Origin of the sequence: Afifella sp. IM 167, assembly GCF_020144925.1 — a bacterium.
In the GTDB taxonomy this organism is placed as follows: Bacteria; Pseudomonadota; Alphaproteobacteria; order Rhizobiales; family Afifellaceae; genus Afifella.
Window position 1 is genome coordinate 373,635 of record NZ_NSLC01000004.1, and the last position, 17,297, is coordinate 390,931.

The following is a 17,297-nucleotide window of genomic DNA, read 5'->3' on the forward strand; positions in this document are numbered from 1 at the left end:
AAGTCTCGTCTGGAATAATCCTAGAGTACGTCAAGCTGCAACCAAGGCGTCAACGCGCCACATGCGGCATTTTTGCACGCAGATGCGCCGCCTGCGACAGGCGGAGCGATTCCTTGAACCCACAGGGGGGCTCTGCTACCGCTCAGGCGACGAATCGGAACCCGGCGGACGGGGCCCGCCACCGCAGAAGGTCACCGCCATTGCGCTTTCCCGCTTCCTTTCTCACGCTTCTCGGCGCCGCGCTGGTTCTTTGCGCGGCCCTCGCGCCCGGCACCGCCGCCGCACAGGGCACCGTCAAATCCAAGCACGGGGACTGGGAAGTGCGCTGCGACACGCCTCCGGGCGCGCAGAACGAGCAATGTGTCGTGATGCAGTTCGTGACGGCGGAGGACCGGCCGAATGTCGGGCTTACCGTCATCGTTTTGAAGACCGCAGACAAGCAGGCGAAGATCCTGCGCGTGCTCGCCCCGCTCGGCGTGCTCCTGCCGCGCGGCCTCGGCCTCAGGATCGACGAGGAGGATCTCGGCTCGGCCGGCTTCGTGCGCTGCCTGCCCAATGGCTGCGTCGCCGAGGTGATCATGGATGAGAACCTTCTCGGCAAGCTCAGCAGCGGCACCACGGCCACCTTCATCATCTTCCAGACGCCCGAAGAGGGCATCGGCATCCCCATCTCGCTTTCCGGCTTCAAGGACGGCTACGCCGAACTGCCCTAGACGACCGCTTTCAGCGCATCGTGCGGGAAGCATTTCGGCCGGCCGCGATAACGCCCCTTTAGGCTGCCGGGCCTAGCCTGTAGTCTGTCCGGCGCAATCCCTGAAGGGCCGAGGATACATGGCCGTTTCCCCCGCGGAAGCCGTCGCCGAAGTTACCGGCGCGACCAACGCCGTCCTCTTCGCCGAGCCGCTGATCCTGCTCGGCGCGGCCGTCATTGCCGTGCCGATCGCCAAGCGGCTCGGGCTCGGCTCCGTGCTCGGCTACCTCGCCGCGGGCGTCGTCGTCGGCCCGCTCGCCCGGATGATCTCCGAGCCCGAGCAGATCCTGCACTTTTCCGAGCTCGGCGTGGTGATGTTCCTCTTCATCATCGGGCTGGAACTCCGCCCGGCCCGGCTGTGGACCATGCGCGCCGACATCTTCGGACTGGGCGCGGCACAGGTCGGCATCACCGGCGGCCTCCTCTCGCTGCTCTTCTGGCTGTTCGGATGGCGCATCGAGCCGGCGCTCATCATCGGCTTCGGCCTTGCCATGTCCTCGACCGCCTATGGCATGCAGATCCTTTCGGAGAAGAACGACCTCAACGCCCCCTATGGCCAGAAGAGCTTCGCGATCCTGCTCTTCCAGGACATCGCCATCGTGCCGCTTCTGGCGCTGGTGCCGCTGCTTTCGCCCGGCAGCGCGGAGAGCACCGCCTCCTCCGGCCTCATGGAGATCGTCAAGCTGATCGCCGCGACGGGCCTGCTCCTGCTCGCCGGCCGCTTCCTGCTCAACCCGATGTTCCGCCTCCTGGCCACCACCAAGGCGCGCGAGATCATGACGGCGGCCGCGCTTCTCGTCGTGCTCGGCGCGGCGGCGGTGATGGACATGGCCGGCATGTCGATGGCGATGGGCGCCTTCATCGCCGGCGTGATGCTCGCCGATTCCTCCTTCCGCCACGAGCTGGAAGCCAATGTGGAGCCCTTTCGCGGTCTGCTGCTCGGCCTCTTCTTCATGGCGGTCGGCATGTCGATCAATCTTTCGAGCGTCATCTTCGCCTGGTGGCGGATCGTCCTCGTCGTGCCGATCATCCTCGTCCTCAAGGGCGTGATCCTCTACGGCCTCTCCCGCCTTTTCGGGGCGAGCCACAACACCGCCGTCAAGACGGCGACGCTGCTGCCGCAGGCCGGCGAGTTCGCCTTCGTGCTGTTTGCCTCGGCGGCGGCGGCGCGGGCGCTGTGGCCCTCCGAAACCGCCTTCGTCGCCGCCATCGTCACCTTCTCCATGGCGCTGACGCCGCTCTCGCTGTGGCTGTCCAAATACCTGCTCATCGAGGAGGACGAGGACAACATCGAGGAGGATTTCGAGGGCGCCGGCGGGCAGGTGCTGGTCATCGGCTTCGGCCGGTTCGGCCAGATCGTCAGCCAGGTGCTGCTTGCCCGCGGCATCGACGTGACCATCATCGAGGCCAATGCGGAGCGTATCCGGCAGGCGGCGCGCTTCGGCTTCCGCATCTATTTCGGCGACGGCACGCGCATCGACGTGCTGCGCGCCGCCGGTGCGGAGGACGCCCAGCTCGTCTGCGTGTGCGTCGACGATCCGCAGACGACGAACCGCATCGTCGACCTTCTGGTGGAAAGCTTCGACCAGGCGGAGATCTATGCGCGGGCCTGGGACCGGGCGCATACACTGGAGCTCATCGAGAAGGGCGTCGATTACGAGATGCGCGAGACCTACGAATCGGCTCTCGTCTTCGGCGGCGAGGCGCTGAAGGCGCTCGGCCTCGACCGCGAGGAAGTGGACGAGACGCTCTCCGACGTGCGCCGGCGCGACGCCGAGCGGCTCTCATGGCAGCGCAGCGGCGACATCTCCTCCGGGCGCCATCTCATGCATCCGCAGGTGGAGCCGGAGCCGCTCGTGCCGCCGGAGAAGCATCGCAGCCCGCGCGACGAGGAAGAGGACGACGATCCGCCTCCCTCCAGGCCGAGCAAGGAACCGGAGCGCGCTTAACGTGCAATCCTTTGGGCGCTTCAAATCGCGCCGAAATCCATTTAGGAAGAAATCCATGAACCGCTTTGAAGGGGCCGGCCGCGGCGGCGAGGCCAAGATCCGCTTTCTCGACGGGGACTTTCAGGTGATCGTGCCGGGAGCCTTCGTCACTTGCGCCGTCACGGGGATGCGCATTCCCCTCTCCGATCTTCGCTACTGGAGCGTCGACCGGCAGGAAGCCTATGCCGATGCGGCAACATCGCTGAAGCGCGAGCGGGAACTTTCGGGGCGCTGAAGCTCCGGTCTCAGGGCATCTTCTTCCGCTCGGAAAGGCGCCCGGCTATCCATCCCCAGAACCCGGCCTCGTCGGCGATGCGCGCGCGAACCGGAAACACGGCCAGGCGCTGATAGAGCGCGGCATGGGCCCCGTGCGTGCCCTTGAGGCGCGCGGCATCCTTTTCCGTCGTGACGGGCAGAAGGTCCTTCTCGTCCGCCAGATCGAGGAGCGCGTGGCAGTCCTCCTCGCTCCAGCGATGGTGGTCGCCGAAGGCCCGCCACGCGCCGAGGGTGGCACCCGCCGCTTCCAGCGAGGCGAAGAAGCGCTCCGGCGCGGCAATGCCGGCAAAGGCGAGAAGCGGCGCTTCGTCCCATCCGTCGCTCTTCAGGGGCACGAGTTCGGCGGCAAAGACCGGCAGGCCGCGCGCTCGCGCCTTTTGGGCCGCTGCCTCGCCCGGTGCGCCAGGACCCATGACGAGGACGGCGTCGGCGCGTTCGAGCTGGACGCCGAGGGGCGCCCGCAGCGGGCCCGCCGGAAACACGAAGCCGTTGCCGAGGCCGCGCGCGCCGTCGACCACGACGATCGACAGATCCTTCGACAGGCCCGGATTTTGAAATCCGTCATCCATGACGACGAGATCGACCCCGAGCCTTTCGAGCGCCTTCGCGCCGGCGACGCGATCTTGCGCGACCACCGTCGGTGCAAGCGCCGCCAGAAGCAGCGGCTCGTCGCCGACATCGCTCGCCATGTGCTTGCGCGGATCGACGCGGACCGGCCCCGTCTCCGAGCCGCCATAGCCGCGGGAGAGAAAGCCGGGTTTCAGGCCGTTCTGGATGGCAAGGCGGCCGATGGCGAGGCAGAGAGGCGTCTTGCCGCCACCGCCCATGACGAAGTTGCCGATGCAGATGACGGGCTTTGCCGCAGGCTCGCCCGCCTTGCGCATGCGCGATGCACTGAAAAGGCCGTAGAGCCAGCCGAAAGGCGCGAGCAACAGGGCGGCCGGAGCGGCGCTGCGCCACCAGAAGGAAGGCGCGCGCATGCCTCAGCCCCCCACCGGCTCGGTTTCGGGTTCTTCGGCAAGGTAGGGCGCGAGCGCCTCCAGGCTCTTTTGCAGCGCGCCGGCCGAGCCGGCGACACAGTCGGCAGCCGCCGCAGCGAGACGCTCGCGCTCGGCGGGATCGGCCAGCAGGGCCGCCGCCTCGCTGGCGAGATCCTCTGCGCCCGTGACCTCGATCGTCGCCTGTGCATCGACCAGCGCGGCAAAGATCTCGGAGAAATTATCGGTATGGGGCCCGTGCAGCACCGGCACGGCGAGCTTGGCGGGCTCGATCGGGTTCTGGCCGCCATGCTCCACCAGCGTGCCGCCGAGGAAGGCGATATCGGCGAGGCGGTACCAGATGCCCATCTCGCCGATCGTGTCGGCGAGGAAGATGCCGGTTTCGGCCTCCGGCATCTGTCCGGCGGAGCGCGAGCGAATGGCGATCCCGGCGGCGGCGGCGAGATCGAGGATCTGCGGCGCGCGCTCGGGATGGCGCGGCGCGATGATGGTGAGGAGGTCCGGATGCGCGGCGCGCAGGCCGGCGGCGGCGGCCAGCACGATCTCGTCCTCGCCCGGATGCAGGCTGGCGGCAAGAAATACGGGCCGCCGACCGATGGCGGCGCGGAAGGCGGCAAGTTCGGCAGCGGGAGCGGCGGGCTCGGGGGCGTCGAACTTCAGGTTGCCGGTGACAACAACCTTGCCGACGCCGAGGGCGCCGAAGCGCTCCGCATCCGCCTCGCTCTGGGCGAGGCAGAGGTTGATGCGGCGCATGATGGAGCGCCCGAAGGGGCCGCTCTGGCGCCAGCGGCGGAAGGAACGCTCCGACATGCGGCCGTTGACGAGGACCAGCGGTACGGAGCGCCGGTAGAGCTCGTCCATCGCCGTCGGCCACAGTTCCGATTCCACGAAGACGGCGAGATCGGGCTGCCAGTGCTGCAGGAAGCGCCTGCAGAAGAGCGGCAGGTCGAGCGGCACGTATTGATGCACCGCCCCGTTCCTGAGGCGCCTTGAGGCGATCGCCGCCGAGGTGACCGTTCCCGTGGTCAGCACGATCGACATGCCCTTCTTCTGCAGGCCGGCGATCAGCGGCAGCACCGAATTGGTTTCGCCGACGGAAGCGGCGTGCACCCAGGCCAGACGGCCGGCGGGGCGCTTGCGGCTCGCATGGCCGCGGCGCTCGGCGATACGCTCGCTCTCTTCCTTGCCGCGCCTTTCGCGCTCCTTGAGAAGCAGGCTGACGGCCGGCTGGATGACATGGCCGGCGCTGCGCCATATCGAGATCGCGAACCGATCCCAGACCTCAGCCATGGGCGATGCCCGCCAGCCTTTCGGCCCGCTTCAGCGTATCGTTGAGGGAACGCTCGGCCTCCAGGCGGCAGGCCTCCAGTTCCTCATCCTCGGCGCCCGGCGGGACGAAGATCGGCTCGCCGAGGACAAACCCGCCCCGGCCAAAGGGCAGAGGCAGGCGGGCCCGGTCCCAGCTCGGGATGTCGATGCGGAATTTCGTGGCGACGCCGACGGCGACAATGGGGCGACCGGAGAGCTGGGCGAGCTTGACGACGCCCTCGCCGCAGCGGCGCGAAACACCGCGCGGCACGTCCGCCGTCTGCGACACGGACAGACCTTCCTTCAAGGCGTCGAGCATGTTGAGCAGGCCGACGGCTCCGCCCTTCTTCGCCGATTTCAACCGGTTGCGCCCTCCCGAGCCGCGAATGACCTTCAGGCCCATGCCCTCGGCCGCGGCTGCATTGATCGCCCCGTCCGCGGAGCGCGAGACGAGGACCGCGAAATCATGGTCGCGCCTGCGCATCAGCGCCACCAGAAGATGGTGGCCGTGCCAGCAGGTGGCGATGATCGGCATCTTGTCGTCGATCAGCGTATAGGGTTCGGCCGGTTCGGTGGCAAAGCGCGTCGTCGCACGCACGAGCTTGAGATAGACCGCCAGGAGGCGGCCGACGAGCGAGGTCAGGAAAGCGTTGCGCCCCAGCGACTTCAGCATGCCGCTCAACTTCCGGCCGCAGCCAGGCCAGGTGCCTCTCCCACGAACTGGGTCCGGAACATCTTGGCGTAGGCGCCGCCGCGGGCCAGCAGCTCCTCATGCGTGCCATGCTCCACGATCGAGCCGCTTTCCATGACGCAGATGACGTCGGCGCGTTTCACCGTGGAAAGGCGGTGGGCGATCATCAAGACGGTCCGACCCTGCAGCAGGCCCTCCAGCGCGGTCTGCACCTTGGCCTCCGCTTCGGCATCGAGGGCGCTCGTCGGTTCGTCCAGCAGCAGGATCGGCGCATCGCGCAGCATGGCGCGCGCAAAGGCGATACGCTGCTTCTCGCCGCCGGAAAGCCGGCTTCCCGCCTCGCCGACCACCGTCTCGTAGCCCTGCGGCAAGCGCATGATGAAATCGTGGGCCGCGGCGGCGCGCGCCGCCTCGACGATGCGACGCTCGCCGGCATCCTCCGAGCCATAGGCGATGTTGGCGCGCACGGTGTCGTCGAAGAGGACGGGATCCTGGGTCAGGAGCGCCATCGCGCCGCGCACGGAGCTGAGCGTCGCTTCCCGGATATCCTGTCCATCGATGAGAATGCGGCCCGAGGTCGGGTCGAAGAAGCGAAGCGCCAGGTTGAGGACGGTGCTCTTGCCGGCGCCGCTCGGGCCGACGAGGGCGACCTTGGCGCCGGGCTCCACGACGAGATCGAACTCGCGCAGCACCGCGCCGCCGGTATCGTAGGAAAAGCCCACATTCTCGAAGACGATGCGTCCCTGCGGCACCTTCAAAGGCTCGGCGCCCGGCTTCTCGGTCACGTACGAGGCGTGGTCGATGATGGCGAAGATACGGCTCGCCGCGGTGACGCCTTCCGAGAGCAGGGCCTGCGTCTGCGCGACGGAACGCAGCGGCTGGTAGGTCAGCATGGCGGCGGTGAGAAAGCCTGCGAAATGGCCGACGGTGACGGAGCCGTAGATGCCCTGCCAGCCGCCATAGAAGATCGCCCCGGCGATGCCGACGCCGGAGAGGGCCTCGGTGACCGGGCCGACAGCGGCGCGCGAGCGGGCCGTCTTCATCAGATAGCGGACGATATTGTCGACGATGACGCGGAAGCGTGCCGCCTCGCGGCCTTCCTGGCGGTAGGCCTTGACGACGCGCAGCGACTGCAGGGTCTGCGTGAGGAGGCTGCCGAGGTCGCCCGATTCCTTCAGCGAGCGCCGCACCGAGCCGGAGATGCGCTGCCTCTGCCGGCGCAGATAGAGATAGGCGAAGGGAATGCCCACAGAGACGATCAGCGCCAGGCGCCAGTCCATGTAGAACATGGCGGCGGTGAGGAAGATGACGGTGAGGCCATCCTTGACGAGCGACGTCATGGTCTTGGCCGCGGCCCGGTCGACCACCGGCGCGTCGTTGACGAAGGCGGAGACGAAGCGGCCCGAATGGGTGCGCTGGACCCAGGCGAGATCGGCCGAGGTCAAGGTGTCGAACATGCGGATGCGCAGATCGGCGACGAGCGTGTTGCCGAGCCAGGCATCGCTCACCTTGGAAACCCAGTCAGAGGCGCCGCGCACCGACATGACGGCGATGATGGCGACGGGCAGGAGGTAGAGGAGCACTTCGTTCTTGGCGACGAAGACCTCGTCGGCGACAACCTGCATGAGGAAGGGCACGGCGCCCGAAGTCGCGGCGCTGAGCGCCATGGCGACAAGCGTGAGCCCGGCAATGCGCCGGTTCGGCCACAGGATTTCCCAGAAGAGGCGCCGCATCACGTCCATGGTGGACATGTCGGCAACCGTCAACGTATCCGATCCGGTCTCCTGGGAGGCCGCGATCGTGGGGCCTTCCTTATCCCTTGCGGTCATGTTCGGGATCGAGCAGACGGTGCAAGTGCACGATGAAGTAGCGCATCTGGGCGTTGTCGACCGTCATCTGCGCCTTCTCTTTCCAGGCTCTGTAGGCCTCGGCGTAGTTCGGATAGACACCGACCATATCGAGGGCATTCAGATCGCGGAAATGCACCTGCTGCAGGTCGCTCAGCTCGCCGCCGAAGACAAGATGCAGGAGCTGGTCGCTCTTCGTTTCGGAAGGTTCGGACGTCATTGATTGGCTCGTCGTCAGTGGCCGGCCTTGCCGGAGGCGGCACGTTCCTCTTCCACCGTCGTCAAAGCGGCGATCAGATCGCCGTGCAGGCGCTGATTGGCGGCAGCGAGGGCTCCGTGCCGCAATTCAGCCTTGTTGTAAAGCGGCGGTCGCCCGTCCAGAGCGGTCAGGCGGCCTCCGGCTTCGTGCACCAAAAGATCGCAGGCCGCAAGGTCCCAGTCATGGGCACGGGGGCGCGCAAAGGCCGCATCGAAGGTGGCGTCGGCAACACAGGCGAACCGCCAGGCGAGGGAGGGCAGGTAGCGGCCCGGCCTGACCTCGCGGGAGCGCCAGACCTCGCTGTTCAACCATGAACTCGGGCCGGCGATGGCGCAGCCGGAAAGAGCGCCGCGGCGACTGACGCGGATCGGCGCGCCATCCTCGCTGGCTCCTTCGCCGAGGGCAGCCGTCATCAGCCGCCCGAGGGCGGGCGCGAACAGGGCCGCGGCCTGCGGCCTTCCCTCGCAGACGACCGCGATGGAGACGCACCAGTTCGGATCGCCCGCCAGAAAGCCGCGGGTTCCGTCGATCGGATCGACAATGAAGATGCGCTCACGGCGCAGCCTGTCCGGGTGGTCGACCGTCTCCTCGGAAAGCCAGCCATAATCGGGCCGCGCGGCTGCCAGCTCGGCGTGGAGGAAGGCGTCGACCTCCATGTCGGCGACGCTGACCGGCGAGCCGCCCTGCTTCTGCCAGCTCTCCGGGTTCCTGCCGAAAAAGCGCAGCGCCAGCGCGCCGGCCGCCCGCGCCGCCTCGGCAAGGAGGACACGATCAGCCCTGTTGGTCTCGACGGTCTCGGAAATCTCTTCGGTCTCGCGCGCTTTCATCGACCCGCCATATCGTGTCGAACGCGCCCTGTGCAATCGTCACGCGGCATGTTGAGAGTTTACTTACCTTAGGTTAGGTAGACCGCCTCTTAACCACGCCCCTTAAGCGAATGTCCAATCGCGGGGGGCATGGTCGTCGCATGACAGCGACAGATGCCCAAAAGAACAATCCTGAGCCCACCAGGCCGGAGGAAATGCGTCAAACCGAGCGTGACATCGCGCAGGTAGAGGAGACGGGCCCATTCGAATGGCGGCCTGCCCTCTTTGAAGCGTTCCAGTGGTATCCCGCATCGACGACTTCCGGCGAGCGCGTCCTCGTTCTCTTCGCCAGCGACCGGCTGGTGGTCGAGACGCAGTCCGGCGACGGGCCCTCGCTCGAGGACCATGCGGCACAGCACTTCATCGGGGTCAGCATCGCCCGCACGCCGGGCGGCTACCTTCTCACCATCGAGCATGCAGAGCGCGAACGCTCGCTGACGCTGGCGCAGACCTTCCTGTTCGAAGACGCGCAGCGCTTCCGCGATCGGCTTGCGGCGCATCTCACCCGCCCGTTCCTCGGCGAGATCCGGATGGCGGCGCGCGTGCAGGGCGGACAGTCGATCGATACGCGCCGGCGGCGCCTGCGCAATCCGCTGCGCCCGCGCTTCCTCGTCCGACGCAAGGCAGGGCTCGTCCGCGCCGCGCCGCCGCTTGCGGCCAGCGAGATCATCGCGCGCAGCTAGGCGATCTCCGCCGGCTCAATTCCTTCCAGAAATCAGACAGTCAGCCGAAGATGGCGCGCACCAGCGCGTCCAGGCACAGGCCCGCGAAGATGATGGTGCCCGCATCCCGGTTGGAGCGGAAGCGCGTCAGGCAGTTGTCGGCATCGTCGATATCGAGCGTCAGGACCTGCCAGGCGAAATGCCCGGCCGCGGCCAATAGCCCGATGAAGGCGATGACGCTGGCATCGACCAGCACGAAGGCGATCGCCATCAAGAGGATCGTCAGCGCGAAGAAGCCCGCCAGCGCAGGCCGGGTAAACTCCCCGAAGACCTGCGCCGTGGAGCCGATACCGATGAGGGCGTCGTCCTCCTTGTCCTGGTGGGCGTAGATCGTGTCGTAGGCCATCGTCCAGGAAATCGCCCCGAGATACAGAAGCACCGGGGCAACGGCGAGCGAGCCGAAAACCGCCGACCAGCCGACCAGCGCGCCCCACGAGAAGGAGATGCCGAGCACGATCTGCGGCCAGTGCGTCACCCGTTTCATGAAGGGGTAGATCGCCACGAAGACGAGCGAGGCGAAGCCCAGCATGATGGTGAAGGCGTTGAACTGGACGAGGACCAGCAGGCCGACGAGGCATTGCAGGAAGAGGAAGAGCAGCGCCTGCTGCCACGACACGGCGCCCGAAGGGATCGGCCGGGCCCGTGTGCGGGCGACCTTGGCATCGATATCCTGGTCGACGAGGTCGTTGTAGGTGCAGCCGGCCCCGCGCATGGCCACGGCGCCGATCAGGAAGAGGATCATGTGCCAGATGTTCGGAAAGGCGCCCTCGGCCTGGACGGAAGCAAGCGCCGCCGACCACCAGCATGGCCACAGAAGCAGCCACCAACCGATCGGCCGGTCCCATCTGGCGAGGCGCCCGTAAGGCTTCAGCCAGTCCGGCGCATAGCGGTCGAGCCAGTGCCGCGCTACCGAATCGGGCAACGCGCCGGCCGTCGTGGCGCCAGGGGCAGCTTTTTCCAGCATCGTCCCTGCTCACCGAAACGGGCTGCCTGCGTCAAGCTTTTTCCCGCGACAATTCACGCGGCGTTTCGCCATGGGCCACATCGTGCTAGAGGCCCGCTCGGCATTTGGAAGGGGCAGTTTCGTGCGGGTTCTATTGCTTGGGAGCGGGGGGCGCGAGCACGCGCTCGCCATGAAGATCGCGGCCTCGCCGGCACTTGAAAAGCTCTTCGTCGCGCCGGGCAATGCCGGCATCGCCGCATGCGCCGAATGCCGCGCGCTCGACCCGGCCGACCACGTCGCGGTCATCGCCTTCTGCCGCCAGGAGCGGATCGACCTCGTCGTCGTCGGGCCGGAGGCGCCGCTGGTGGCCGGCCTGGTCGATGCGCTGGAGGAGGCCGGCATCGCCGCCTTCGGCCCGCGCGCGGCGGCGGCCGAGCTGGAAGGCTCCAAATCCTTCACCAAGGCGATCTGCGAGAAAGCCGGGATACCGACCGCCGCTTTCCGCACATTCGACGCGCTCGCGCCCGCCCTCGCTTATCTCCGCGCCCAGCCCCTTCCGATCGTCGTCAAGGCGGACGGGCTCGCCGCCGGCAAGGGCGTGACCGTCGCCGACAGCCTTGCATCGGCCGAGGAAGCGCTGGCGGCGATCTTCGCCGAACCGGGCGGCAAGGCCGTGATCGAGGAATGCCTGGTCGGCGAGGAGGCGAGCTTCTTCGTCCTCTGCGACGGCCGCACGGCGCTGCCGCTCGCCACCGCACAGGACCACAAGCGCGCCTATGACGGCGACGAGGGGCCCAATACCGGCGGCATGGGCGCCTATTCGCCCGCCCCGGTGATGGACGAGGCGACGATCGCCCGGACGATGCGGGAAATCGTGGAGCCGACGCTCGCCGCCATGGCGGCGGCCGGCACGCCCTATCGCGGCGTTCTCTATGCCGGGCTGATGATCACCGCCGAAGGGCCGAAGCTGATCGAATACAACGTCCGCTTCGGCGATCCGGAATGCCAGGTGCTGATGGTGCGGCTCGAGAGCGACCTTCTCCCCCTCCTCCACCGCGCCGCGACCGGCCGGCTGGAAGGCGCGAGCGCGCGATGGCGGCCCGCGGCGGCGCTGACGGTCGTGATGGCCGCCCGCGGCTATCCGGGTGCGTACGAGAAGGGGAGCCGGATCGGCGGGCTGGCGCAAGCCGGCGGCCTTGCCGGCGTCACCGTCTTTCATGCCGGCACGAAGCGCGAGGGCGACGCGATCCTCGCCAATGGGGGGCGCGTCCTCAACGTGACGGCGATCGGGCCGACGATCGGCGAAGCAAAGGCGCGCGCCTACGAAGCGGTCGCCCGGATCGACTGGCCCGAAGGCTTCTGCCGCTCCGATATCGGCGAGCGGGCCCTCGCCCGCGAGGCCTGAACACCGCGCTTGCGCCGAACCTTGCCTGAAAGCCGACGCCTCCCCATCTGAAAGGGTGCGCGAGCGTTCCCTTTCCCTCGCCGCAGCCGATTCGCAAAAGAGTCACGCCGGTCCGTTACGTTCCGACTCAAATCTTGATTGTGATCGGCCCGCGGGAAGGTGTGAGTATCGCAGCACGGCGGGGCGGAGAAACGAATGAGCGTTGACCACAATATCGGCCTCGTGCTTGGCGGAGGGGGGGCCAGAGGCATGGCCCACATCCTCGTCTGCGAGGTCTTCGATGAACTCGGGGTGAAACCGGCGCAGATCGCCGGCACCTCCATCGGCGCCATCATCGGCCTCGGATATGCGAGCGGCATGAGCGGGCGGGAGATGCGCGAGGCCTCGCTGGAATTCTTCGCCCAGAAGCGGGAAATCTATTCGCGGCTCTGGCAGGCGCGTCCCATCGGCGTCGGCGACATCTTTCGCGGACGGCTGCTGCAGGCGCAGTTCGACCCCTTACGCGTCCTCGACATGTTCGTGCCCGGCATCGAGCGCACGCCGGAGACCTTCGAGGAGCTCGCGATCCCGCTCAAGGTGGTCTCCTGCGACTTCTACGGCTGGTGCGAGACGATCATGGATCATGGCCCGATCCGGCCGGCCGTCGCCGCCTCCATTGCCATCCCCTCCGTCTTCAAGCCCGTCCTGATCAACGGCCGGCTGCAGATCGATGGCGGAGCGGTCAATCCCCTGCCGATCGACCTCTGCCTGGAGCAGGATCTCATCATCGCCTCGGACGTGGCCGGCGGGCCGACGGGCGATGCGGACAAAACGCCCGGACTTCTGGAGACGATCATCGGCACGGCGCAGATCTCCATGCAGGCCGTGCAGGCGGAAAAGCTGAAGCGGCGCAAGCCCGACATCCTCTTCCGGCCGGCGATCAACGACTTCTTCGTCCTCGACTTCCTGAAAACCGATCAGATCCTCGCCATGAACGAGCCGCTGAAGGACGACCTCAAGCGGCGCATGGAGCACATGGTCGATTCGCCCTTCGAGCGGGAGCCGATGCGCATCGGCGTGCCGATGCCGGAAATCAGCCTCGCCCACTAGCTCCTGACCTCCCCTTCCGGGCCCCGTCGAAAACGGGACGCAGAAACTTCCATTCAATTATGTTGACTTCAACGTATTTAGCCCCCATCCTGCCGCCACGACACCGAGGGAGGAGGTGAGTTCAATGACCCGAGCGAAAGTGCGTACCTGCCTTTTCCTCAAGCGCGAGGCGGAAGAAGCGGCACGGTTCTACGTCTCGCTGCTGCCCGAGAGCGCCATCGAGACGAGCTACCGGCCCGATCCGGCCGGCCCGCCCCTCGTGGTGGAATTCACGCTTGGCGGCGCGCCCTATATGGCCCTCAACGGCAACCCGGAGGTCGTCGCAAGCCACGCCACCTCCATCTCGGTCCTAACGGAGGACCAGGCCGAAACAGACCGGCTGTGGACCGCGCTTACCGAAAGCGGCGGCCAGGAAGGCCCTTGCGGCTGGCTGAAGGACCGCTTCGGCATCCATTGGCAGATCGTGCCAAAGGCGCTGCCGGACCTCATGTCGGCCGGCGACGCGGCCGCCGCCGGGCGCGTGCAGGCGGCGCTGATGGGCATGCACAAGATCGAGATTGCGGGGCTTGAGAGGGCCTTCCGTGGCGAGGAAAGGAAATCGGCATGACCTATGTGGATGGCGTGATCGCGGCGGTGCCGACGGCGAACAAGGCGGCCTACCGGGACTTCGCAGAGAGAACCGCCGCCGTGTTCAAGGAGGCCGGCGCGCTCTCGCTGGTCGATGGCTGGGGCGACCAGGTGCCGGACGGAAAGCTCAACTCGCTCAACAGCGCGGTGATGCGCAAGCCCGACGAGACGGTGATCTTCTCCTGGGTCACCTGGCCCTCCAAGGAGGTGCGGGACGCTGCCTGGGAGAAGATCATGACCGATCCGCGGATGAAGGCGGAGAACAACCCGATGCCGTTCGACGGCTCGCGGATGATCTTCGGCGGCTTCGAGGTGATTTTCGAGGGCTAGCCCCGTCCCTGCCAGTCGCGCGCCGTTGACTCGTCCCCCGGGGCAGCCCGGATAAGGAAAGGGTCAACGAGGGAGCCGATTCGTGGGCCGTTCCATCCGATATCTGCGCGCGGCGGAAGCAGCCCGTCATCTCGGCGTCTCCGTCAAGGCGCTGCGCCTCTACGAGGCGCGCGGCCTCATCCTGCAGGGTCGCACCGGCGCCGGCTGGCGCAGCTACGGCCCGGCGGAGATGGCGCGGCTCGAAAAGATCGTCGGCCTGAGGAAGCTCGGCTTCGGCCTTTCGGCCATTGCGGCGCTCCTCGAGGCAGGACCCGAGAAAACCGGTCCCGCCCTTGCCGCGCAGGAGGAAGCGCTGGAGGCGCAGCGGCGGGAGATCGGCCGGACGATCGGCGCGGTGCGGCGTCTCAGAACCAAAGCCGCACCGAACGCCCCGCAGGCGAAGGGCGGCGTCTCCTTTTCGCTTCCCTGGCCCTGGGGAGGCGAGCCTTTCTTCCTCGACGAGATCCGGCCTCTCACTTTCATCGTCGGCCCGCTCGGCAGCGGCAAGACGCGGTTGGCGATGCGCCTCGCCGAGGCCATTGCAGGTGCCACCTTCGTCGGGCTCGGCCGCCTCGCCGAGGACGGCACGGCCGTTCGGAAGCGCCTTTCGGCCGATGCGGCGCTCGCCATGCGGGTCGAGAGACGGTGCGCCGAGCTCGCCACGACAGGCGCGAGATCGTCGGCAGCGCTGACGGCGCTTCTCGCGGCGCTCGAAGAAGAGGGCCCCGCCGCCTTCGTCGTCGACATGGTCGAACAGGGGCTGGACGCGGCGAGCCAGCGGGCTCTCATTTCGCATCTGCGCGCCCGCAAGGCCGGCGCGCGCCCGCTCTTTCTCATGACGCGATCCAGCGCCATCCTCGACCTTGCCGAAACGCCGCCGGACGAGCGGACCGTCTTCTGCCCGGCCAATCACAGCCCGCCGATTCTCGTTGCGCCCATCCCCGGCACTCCGGGCTACGAGGCCCTCGAAAGCTGTCTCGCCTCGCCTTCCGTGCGCGCGCGCACGGAAGGCGTCGTTGCCATCCGGCCGCAGATCGCCTGAGGCTCAGCCTTCCCGGCGGGCGCGGAAGAACGCCTTCAGCATCTCGCCCGCCTCGGTGGCGGCGAGGCCGGAATAGACTTCCGGCCGGTGGTGGCAGGCGGGGCTGGCAAAGAAGCGCACGCCGCTCTCCACCGCGCCGCCCTTCTCGTCCTCAGCGGCGTAATAGAGCCGGCGGATGCGCGCAAAGCTGATCGCGGCGGCGCACATGGTGCAGGGCTCCAGCGTCACGTAGAGGTCGGCGCCGACAAGACGTTCCGAACCTAGACTTGACGCAGCCTGGCGTATGACGAGCATTTCCGCGTGCGCGGTCGGATCGCGATCCTGAAGGGTGCGGTTGCCGGCGCGGGCGAGGATCTCGCCGTCCCTGACCAGAACGGCCCCGATCGGCACTTCGCCGCGGGCCGATGCGGCACGCGCCTCCTCGAGCGCCGCCGCCATGAAGGGGCTTTCTTTCATTCTGCCTTATCGCCTCGCCTTGCGGCGTCTGCTAGAGCGCTCGCATGAGTGGCGGCAAGGCGAAGAAAACACAAGCGGGGCAGGTAGCCCCCGAAAAGGGCGAGCGCATTGCCAAGGTCATGGCGCGCGCCGGCCTTTGCTCGCGCCGCGAGGCGGAGACCTGGATCGCGGCGGGGCGCGTTGCGCTCAACGGCAAGGTGCTCGCCACGCCCGCCGTCACCGTGACCGACAAGGACAGGATCCTCGTCGATGGCCAGCCGCTCGCCGCGCGCGAGCGAAGCCGCCTTTTCCTGTTTCACAAGCCGAGGGGCCTCGTCTCCACGCAGCGCGATCCGGAAGGCCGGCCGACCGTCTTCTCCGCCCTGCCGGAGGAGCTGCCGCGGCTCGTTTCCATCGGCCGGCTCGACATCAACACCGAGGGGCTCCTGCTCCTGACCAACGATGGCGGGCTCGCCCGCATCCTGGAGCTGCCCTCGACCGGCTGGCTGCGCCGCTACCGGGTGCGCGCGCACGGGCGCATCGACCAGGAACGGCTCGACGCGCTGAAGCGCGGGATTGCCGTCGAAGGCATGCTCTACGGGCCGATCGAGGCGGTGCTGGAGCGCCAGCAGGGCGACAATGCCTGGCTGCTTCTCGGCCTGCGCGAAGGCAAGAATCGGGAAGTGAAGAAGGTGCTGGAGCATCTGGGGCTTGCCGTGAACCGGCTGATCCGCATCTCCTACGGCCCCTTCCAGCTCGGCGACCTTGCCGTCGGCGCGGTCAAGGAAGTGCCGGCGCGCACGCTGCGCGACCAGCTCGGCCCGCGGCTGATCGAGGCTTCCGGCGCCGATCTCGAAGCGCCGGTGCGCGAGGCCGAGACGGCCATCAGCGAGGCGCCGAAGCGGCCGGGCCCGAAGGCGGCCGAGAAGCCGGGACAGAAGAAGCGGATGCCGCGCCCGCACCGGGCCGGGGAAAAGCCGGGCGGCGCGCGGAAGCCCGGCGGGCCGGCGGCCAAGGGGCGCACCGAGATGGCACGCCCCGAGACAGGGCGCGCCGAGACAGGCCGGAAAGGTCCGGGGCGCGGAGCTTCCGGCAAGGCCGAGAAGGGGCGCCATGCGAATCGTCGGCGGAAGGCTTAGCGGCCGCCCGCTCGCCGGCCCGAAATCGAACGCCATCCGGCCGACATCCGACCGGCTGCGCGAAAGCCTCTTTTCCATCCTGAAGCACCGGCTCGACCTGCCGCAGGATGGGGCACGCGTGCTCGACCTCTTTGCCGGCACCGGCGCGCTCGGGCTGGAAGCCATCTCGCGCGGGGCCGGCTATGCCCTCTTCGTGGAGGAAGGCGCCGAAGCGCGCGCGCTCATCCGCAAGAACGTGGAAACGCTCGGCCTCACCGGCGCGACGCGGCTCTTCCGGCGCGATGCGACCCGGCTCGGCCCGGCCGGCAACATGAAGCCCTTCGACCTTGCCTTCTGCGATCCGCCCTATGGCAAGGGCCTCGGCGAGAGGGCGCTCGGCGGCGCGCTTTCCGGCGGCTGGCTGAAGCCCGGCGCCGTCGCGGTGCTGGAGGAAAGCGCCAAGGCGGAAGTGGCGCTGCCGGAGGGCTTTGAAATCATCGACGAGCGCGAGGCGGGCGAGAGCCGGCTCCTCATCCTGAAGGCGGGCTGAGCTCCCCTCGCCT

19 protein-coding genes are annotated in these 17,297 nt (G+C 68.0%); 11 read left to right on the plus strand and 8 right to left on the minus strand.

The window, feature by feature from the left end; translation table 11 throughout:
* Nucleotides 1-200 precede the first annotated feature (200 nt).
* From CLD20_RS09360 to CLD20_RS09370, 3 genes are all read left to right on the plus strand, one after another.
* A complete protein-coding gene (locus tag CLD20_RS09360; RefSeq protein WP_370636847.1) occupies nucleotides 201-713 on the plus strand; it encodes an invasion associated locus B family protein in 513 nt (170 codons plus the stop codon).
* Between the two features lie 118 nt (nucleotides 714-831).
* Nucleotides 832-2,700 (plus strand): monovalent cation:proton antiporter-2 (CPA2) family protein, encoded by a 1,869-nt coding sequence (locus tag CLD20_RS09365; protein WP_224406349.1) that lies wholly within the window; start codon nucleotides 832-834, stop codon nucleotides 2,698-2,700.
* 55 nt (nucleotides 2,701-2,755) lie between these two features.
* Nucleotides 2,756-2,974 (plus strand): DUF2093 domain-containing protein, encoded by a 219-nt coding sequence (locus CLD20_RS09370; protein WP_224406350.1) that lies wholly within the window; start codon nucleotides 2,756-2,758, stop codon nucleotides 2,972-2,974.
* Nucleotides 2,975-2,984: 10 nt separating this feature from the next.
* On the opposite strand, the gene lpxK is transcribed toward CLD20_RS09370, so the two are convergent.
* Genes lpxK through CLD20_RS09400 form a run of 6 tightly spaced genes read right to left on the minus strand, consistent with a single transcriptional unit; the run spans nucleotide 2,985 to nucleotide 8,945 of the window.
* Nucleotides 2,985-3,995, minus strand: coding sequence for a tetraacyldisaccharide 4'-kinase (lpxK, locus tag CLD20_RS09375; RefSeq protein WP_224406351.1), 1,011 nt, complete (start codon nucleotides 3,993-3,995; stop codon nucleotides 2,985-2,987).
* Nucleotides 3,996-3,998: 3 nt separating this feature from the next.
* Nucleotides 3,999-5,303, minus strand: coding sequence for a 3-deoxy-D-manno-octulosonic acid transferase (locus CLD20_RS09380; RefSeq protein WP_224406352.1), 1,305 nt, complete (start codon nucleotides 5,301-5,303; stop codon nucleotides 3,999-4,001).
* Nucleotides 5,296-5,994 carry a lysophospholipid acyltransferase family protein gene (locus CLD20_RS09385; protein WP_224406353.1) on the minus strand — a complete coding sequence of 233 codons (699 nt, stop codon included), beginning with the start codon at nucleotides 5,992-5,994 and terminating at the stop codon, nucleotides 5,296-5,298. The genes CLD20_RS09380 and CLD20_RS09385 overlap by 8 nt, the downstream gene beginning before the upstream one ends.
* A gap of 5 nt (nucleotides 5,995-5,999) precedes the next feature.
* The gene (locus CLD20_RS09390; RefSeq protein WP_224406354.1) at nucleotides 6,000-7,841 is read right to left on the minus strand and encodes an ABC transporter ATP-binding protein; all 1,842 of its coding nucleotides are present in this window, start codon (nucleotides 7,839-7,841) and stop codon (nucleotides 6,000-6,002) included.
* The gene (locus CLD20_RS09395; RefSeq protein WP_224406355.1) at nucleotides 7,825-8,079 is read right to left on the minus strand and encodes a DUF4170 domain-containing protein; all 255 of its coding nucleotides are present in this window, start codon (nucleotides 8,077-8,079) and stop codon (nucleotides 7,825-7,827) included. Before CLD20_RS09395 ends, CLD20_RS09390 begins: the two co-directional genes overlap by 17 nt.
* 14 nt (nucleotides 8,080-8,093) lie before the next feature.
* Nucleotides 8,094-8,945, minus strand: a complete 852-nt coding sequence (locus CLD20_RS09400; RefSeq protein ID WP_224406356.1) for a 3'(2'),5'-bisphosphate nucleotidase CysQ — start codon at nucleotides 8,943-8,945, stop codon at nucleotides 8,094-8,096.
* 194 nt (nucleotides 8,946-9,139) lie between these two features.
* Here CLD20_RS09400 and CLD20_RS09405 point away from each other — a divergent pair, with 194 nt between their 5' ends.
* Entirely contained in the window at nucleotides 9,140-9,667 is a 528-nt protein-coding gene (locus CLD20_RS09405; RefSeq protein WP_224406357.1) for a hypothetical protein, read from the plus strand.
* A 40-nt stretch (nucleotides 9,668-9,707) separates the two neighbouring features.
* Here CLD20_RS09405 and ubiA read toward each other — a convergent pair whose 3' ends face one another.
* Entirely contained in the window at nucleotides 9,708-10,670 is a 963-nt protein-coding gene (ubiA, locus tag CLD20_RS09410) for a 4-hydroxybenzoate octaprenyltransferase (RefSeq protein WP_224406358.1), read from the minus strand.
* A 121-nt stretch (nucleotides 10,671-10,791) separates the two neighbouring features.
* Here ubiA and purD point away from each other — a divergent pair, with 121 nt between their 5' ends.
* The 5 genes from purD (at nucleotide 10,792) to CLD20_RS09435 (ending at nucleotide 15,181) form a co-directional block, all read left to right on the plus strand.
* Nucleotides 10,792-12,054 (plus strand): phosphoribosylamine--glycine ligase, encoded by a 1,263-nt coding sequence (gene purD / locus CLD20_RS09415; protein WP_224406359.1) that lies wholly within the window; start codon nucleotides 10,792-10,794, stop codon nucleotides 12,052-12,054.
* Between the two features lie 195 nt (nucleotides 12,055-12,249).
* The gene (locus tag CLD20_RS09420; protein ID WP_224406360.1) at nucleotides 12,250-13,143 is read left to right on the plus strand and encodes a patatin-like phospholipase family protein; all 894 of its coding nucleotides are present in this window, start codon (nucleotides 12,250-12,252) and stop codon (nucleotides 13,141-13,143) included.
* Between the two features lie 124 nt (nucleotides 13,144-13,267).
* On the plus strand, nucleotides 13,268-13,750 hold the full coding sequence (locus tag CLD20_RS09425; protein WP_224406361.1) for a VOC family protein: 483 nt from the start codon (nucleotides 13,268-13,270) through the stop codon (nucleotides 13,748-13,750).
* Complete coding sequence (locus CLD20_RS09430) at nucleotides 13,747-14,100, plus strand: DUF1428 domain-containing protein (RefSeq protein WP_224406362.1); 354 nt, start codon at nucleotides 13,747-13,749, stop codon at nucleotides 14,098-14,100. Before CLD20_RS09425 ends, CLD20_RS09430 begins: the two co-directional genes overlap by 4 nt.
* 82 nt (nucleotides 14,101-14,182) lie before the next feature.
* Nucleotides 14,183-15,181: a MerR family transcriptional regulator gene (locus CLD20_RS09435; RefSeq protein WP_224406363.1), complete on the plus strand. Its 999-nt coding sequence runs from the start codon at nucleotides 14,183-14,185 to the stop codon at nucleotides 15,179-15,181.
* A gap of 3 nt (nucleotides 15,182-15,184) precedes the next feature.
* On the opposite strand, the gene CLD20_RS09440 is transcribed toward CLD20_RS09435, so the two are convergent.
* The gene (locus tag CLD20_RS09440; protein ID WP_224406364.1) at nucleotides 15,185-15,637 is read right to left on the minus strand and encodes a nucleoside deaminase; all 453 of its coding nucleotides are present in this window, start codon (nucleotides 15,635-15,637) and stop codon (nucleotides 15,185-15,187) included.
* Between the two features lie 44 nt (nucleotides 15,638-15,681).
* Between CLD20_RS09440 and CLD20_RS09445 the strand changes: the two genes are divergently transcribed.
* Complete coding sequence (locus CLD20_RS09445) at nucleotides 15,682-16,755, plus strand: pseudouridine synthase (RefSeq protein WP_224406365.1); 1,074 nt, start codon at nucleotides 15,682-15,684, stop codon at nucleotides 16,753-16,755.
* Nucleotides 16,730-17,284, plus strand: a complete 555-nt coding sequence (rsmD, locus tag CLD20_RS09450; protein ID WP_224406366.1) for a 16S rRNA (guanine(966)-N(2))-methyltransferase RsmD — start codon at nucleotides 16,730-16,732, stop codon at nucleotides 17,282-17,284. Before CLD20_RS09445 ends, rsmD begins: the two co-directional genes overlap by 26 nt.
* The last annotated feature ends 13 nt before the right edge of the window (nucleotides 17,285-17,297 follow it).

Excerpts from the sequence above, each read along its gene's own strand:
- CLD20_RS09365 (WP_224406349.1), top strand. The coding sequence starts at position 832 with ATGGCCGTTTCCCCCGCGGAAGCCGTCGCCGAAGTTACCGGCGCGACC.
- CLD20_RS09370 (WP_224406350.1), top strand. The coding sequence starts at position 2,756 with ATGAACCGCTTTGAAGGGGCCGGCCGCGGCGGCGAGGCCAAGATCCGC.
- lpxK (WP_224406351.1), bottom strand. The coding sequence starts at position 3,995 with ATGCGCGCGCCTTCCTTCTGGTGGCGCAGCGCCGCTCCGGCCGCCCTG.
- CLD20_RS09380 (WP_224406352.1), bottom strand. The coding sequence starts at position 5,303 with ATGGCTGAGGTCTGGGATCGGTTCGCGATCTCGATATGGCGCAGCGCC.
- CLD20_RS09385 (WP_224406353.1), bottom strand. The coding sequence starts at position 5,994 with ATGCTGAAGTCGCTGGGGCGCAACGCTTTCCTGACCTCGCTCGTCGGC.
- CLD20_RS09390 (WP_224406354.1), bottom strand. The coding sequence starts at position 7,841 with ATGACCGCAAGGGATAAGGAAGGCCCCACGATCGCGGCCTCCCAGGAG.
- CLD20_RS09395 (WP_224406355.1), bottom strand. The coding sequence starts at position 8,079 with ATGACGTCCGAACCTTCCGAAACGAAGAGCGACCAGCTCCTGCATCTT.
- CLD20_RS09400 (WP_224406356.1), bottom strand. The coding sequence starts at position 8,945 with ATGAAAGCGCGCGAGACCGAAGAGATTTCCGAGACCGTCGAGACCAAC.
- CLD20_RS09405 (WP_224406357.1), top strand. The coding sequence starts at position 9,140 with ATGCGTCAAACCGAGCGTGACATCGCGCAGGTAGAGGAGACGGGCCCA.
- ubiA (WP_224406358.1), bottom strand. The coding sequence starts at position 10,670 with ATGCTGGAAAAAGCTGCCCCTGGCGCCACGACGGCCGGCGCGTTGCCC.
- CLD20_RS09420 (WP_224406360.1), top strand. The coding sequence starts at position 12,250 with ATGAGCGTTGACCACAATATCGGCCTCGTGCTTGGCGGAGGGGGGGCC.
- CLD20_RS09425 (WP_224406361.1), top strand. The coding sequence starts at position 13,268 with ATGACCCGAGCGAAAGTGCGTACCTGCCTTTTCCTCAAGCGCGAGGCG.
- CLD20_RS09430 (WP_224406362.1), top strand. The coding sequence starts at position 13,747 with ATGACCTATGTGGATGGCGTGATCGCGGCGGTGCCGACGGCGAACAAG.
- CLD20_RS09440 (WP_224406364.1), bottom strand. The coding sequence starts at position 15,637 with ATGAAAGAAAGCCCCTTCATGGCGGCGGCGCTCGAGGAGGCGCGTGCC.
- CLD20_RS09445 (WP_224406365.1), top strand. The coding sequence starts at position 15,682 with ATGAGTGGCGGCAAGGCGAAGAAAACACAAGCGGGGCAGGTAGCCCCC.
- rsmD (WP_224406366.1), top strand. The coding sequence starts at position 16,730 with ATGCGAATCGTCGGCGGAAGGCTTAGCGGCCGCCCGCTCGCCGGCCCG.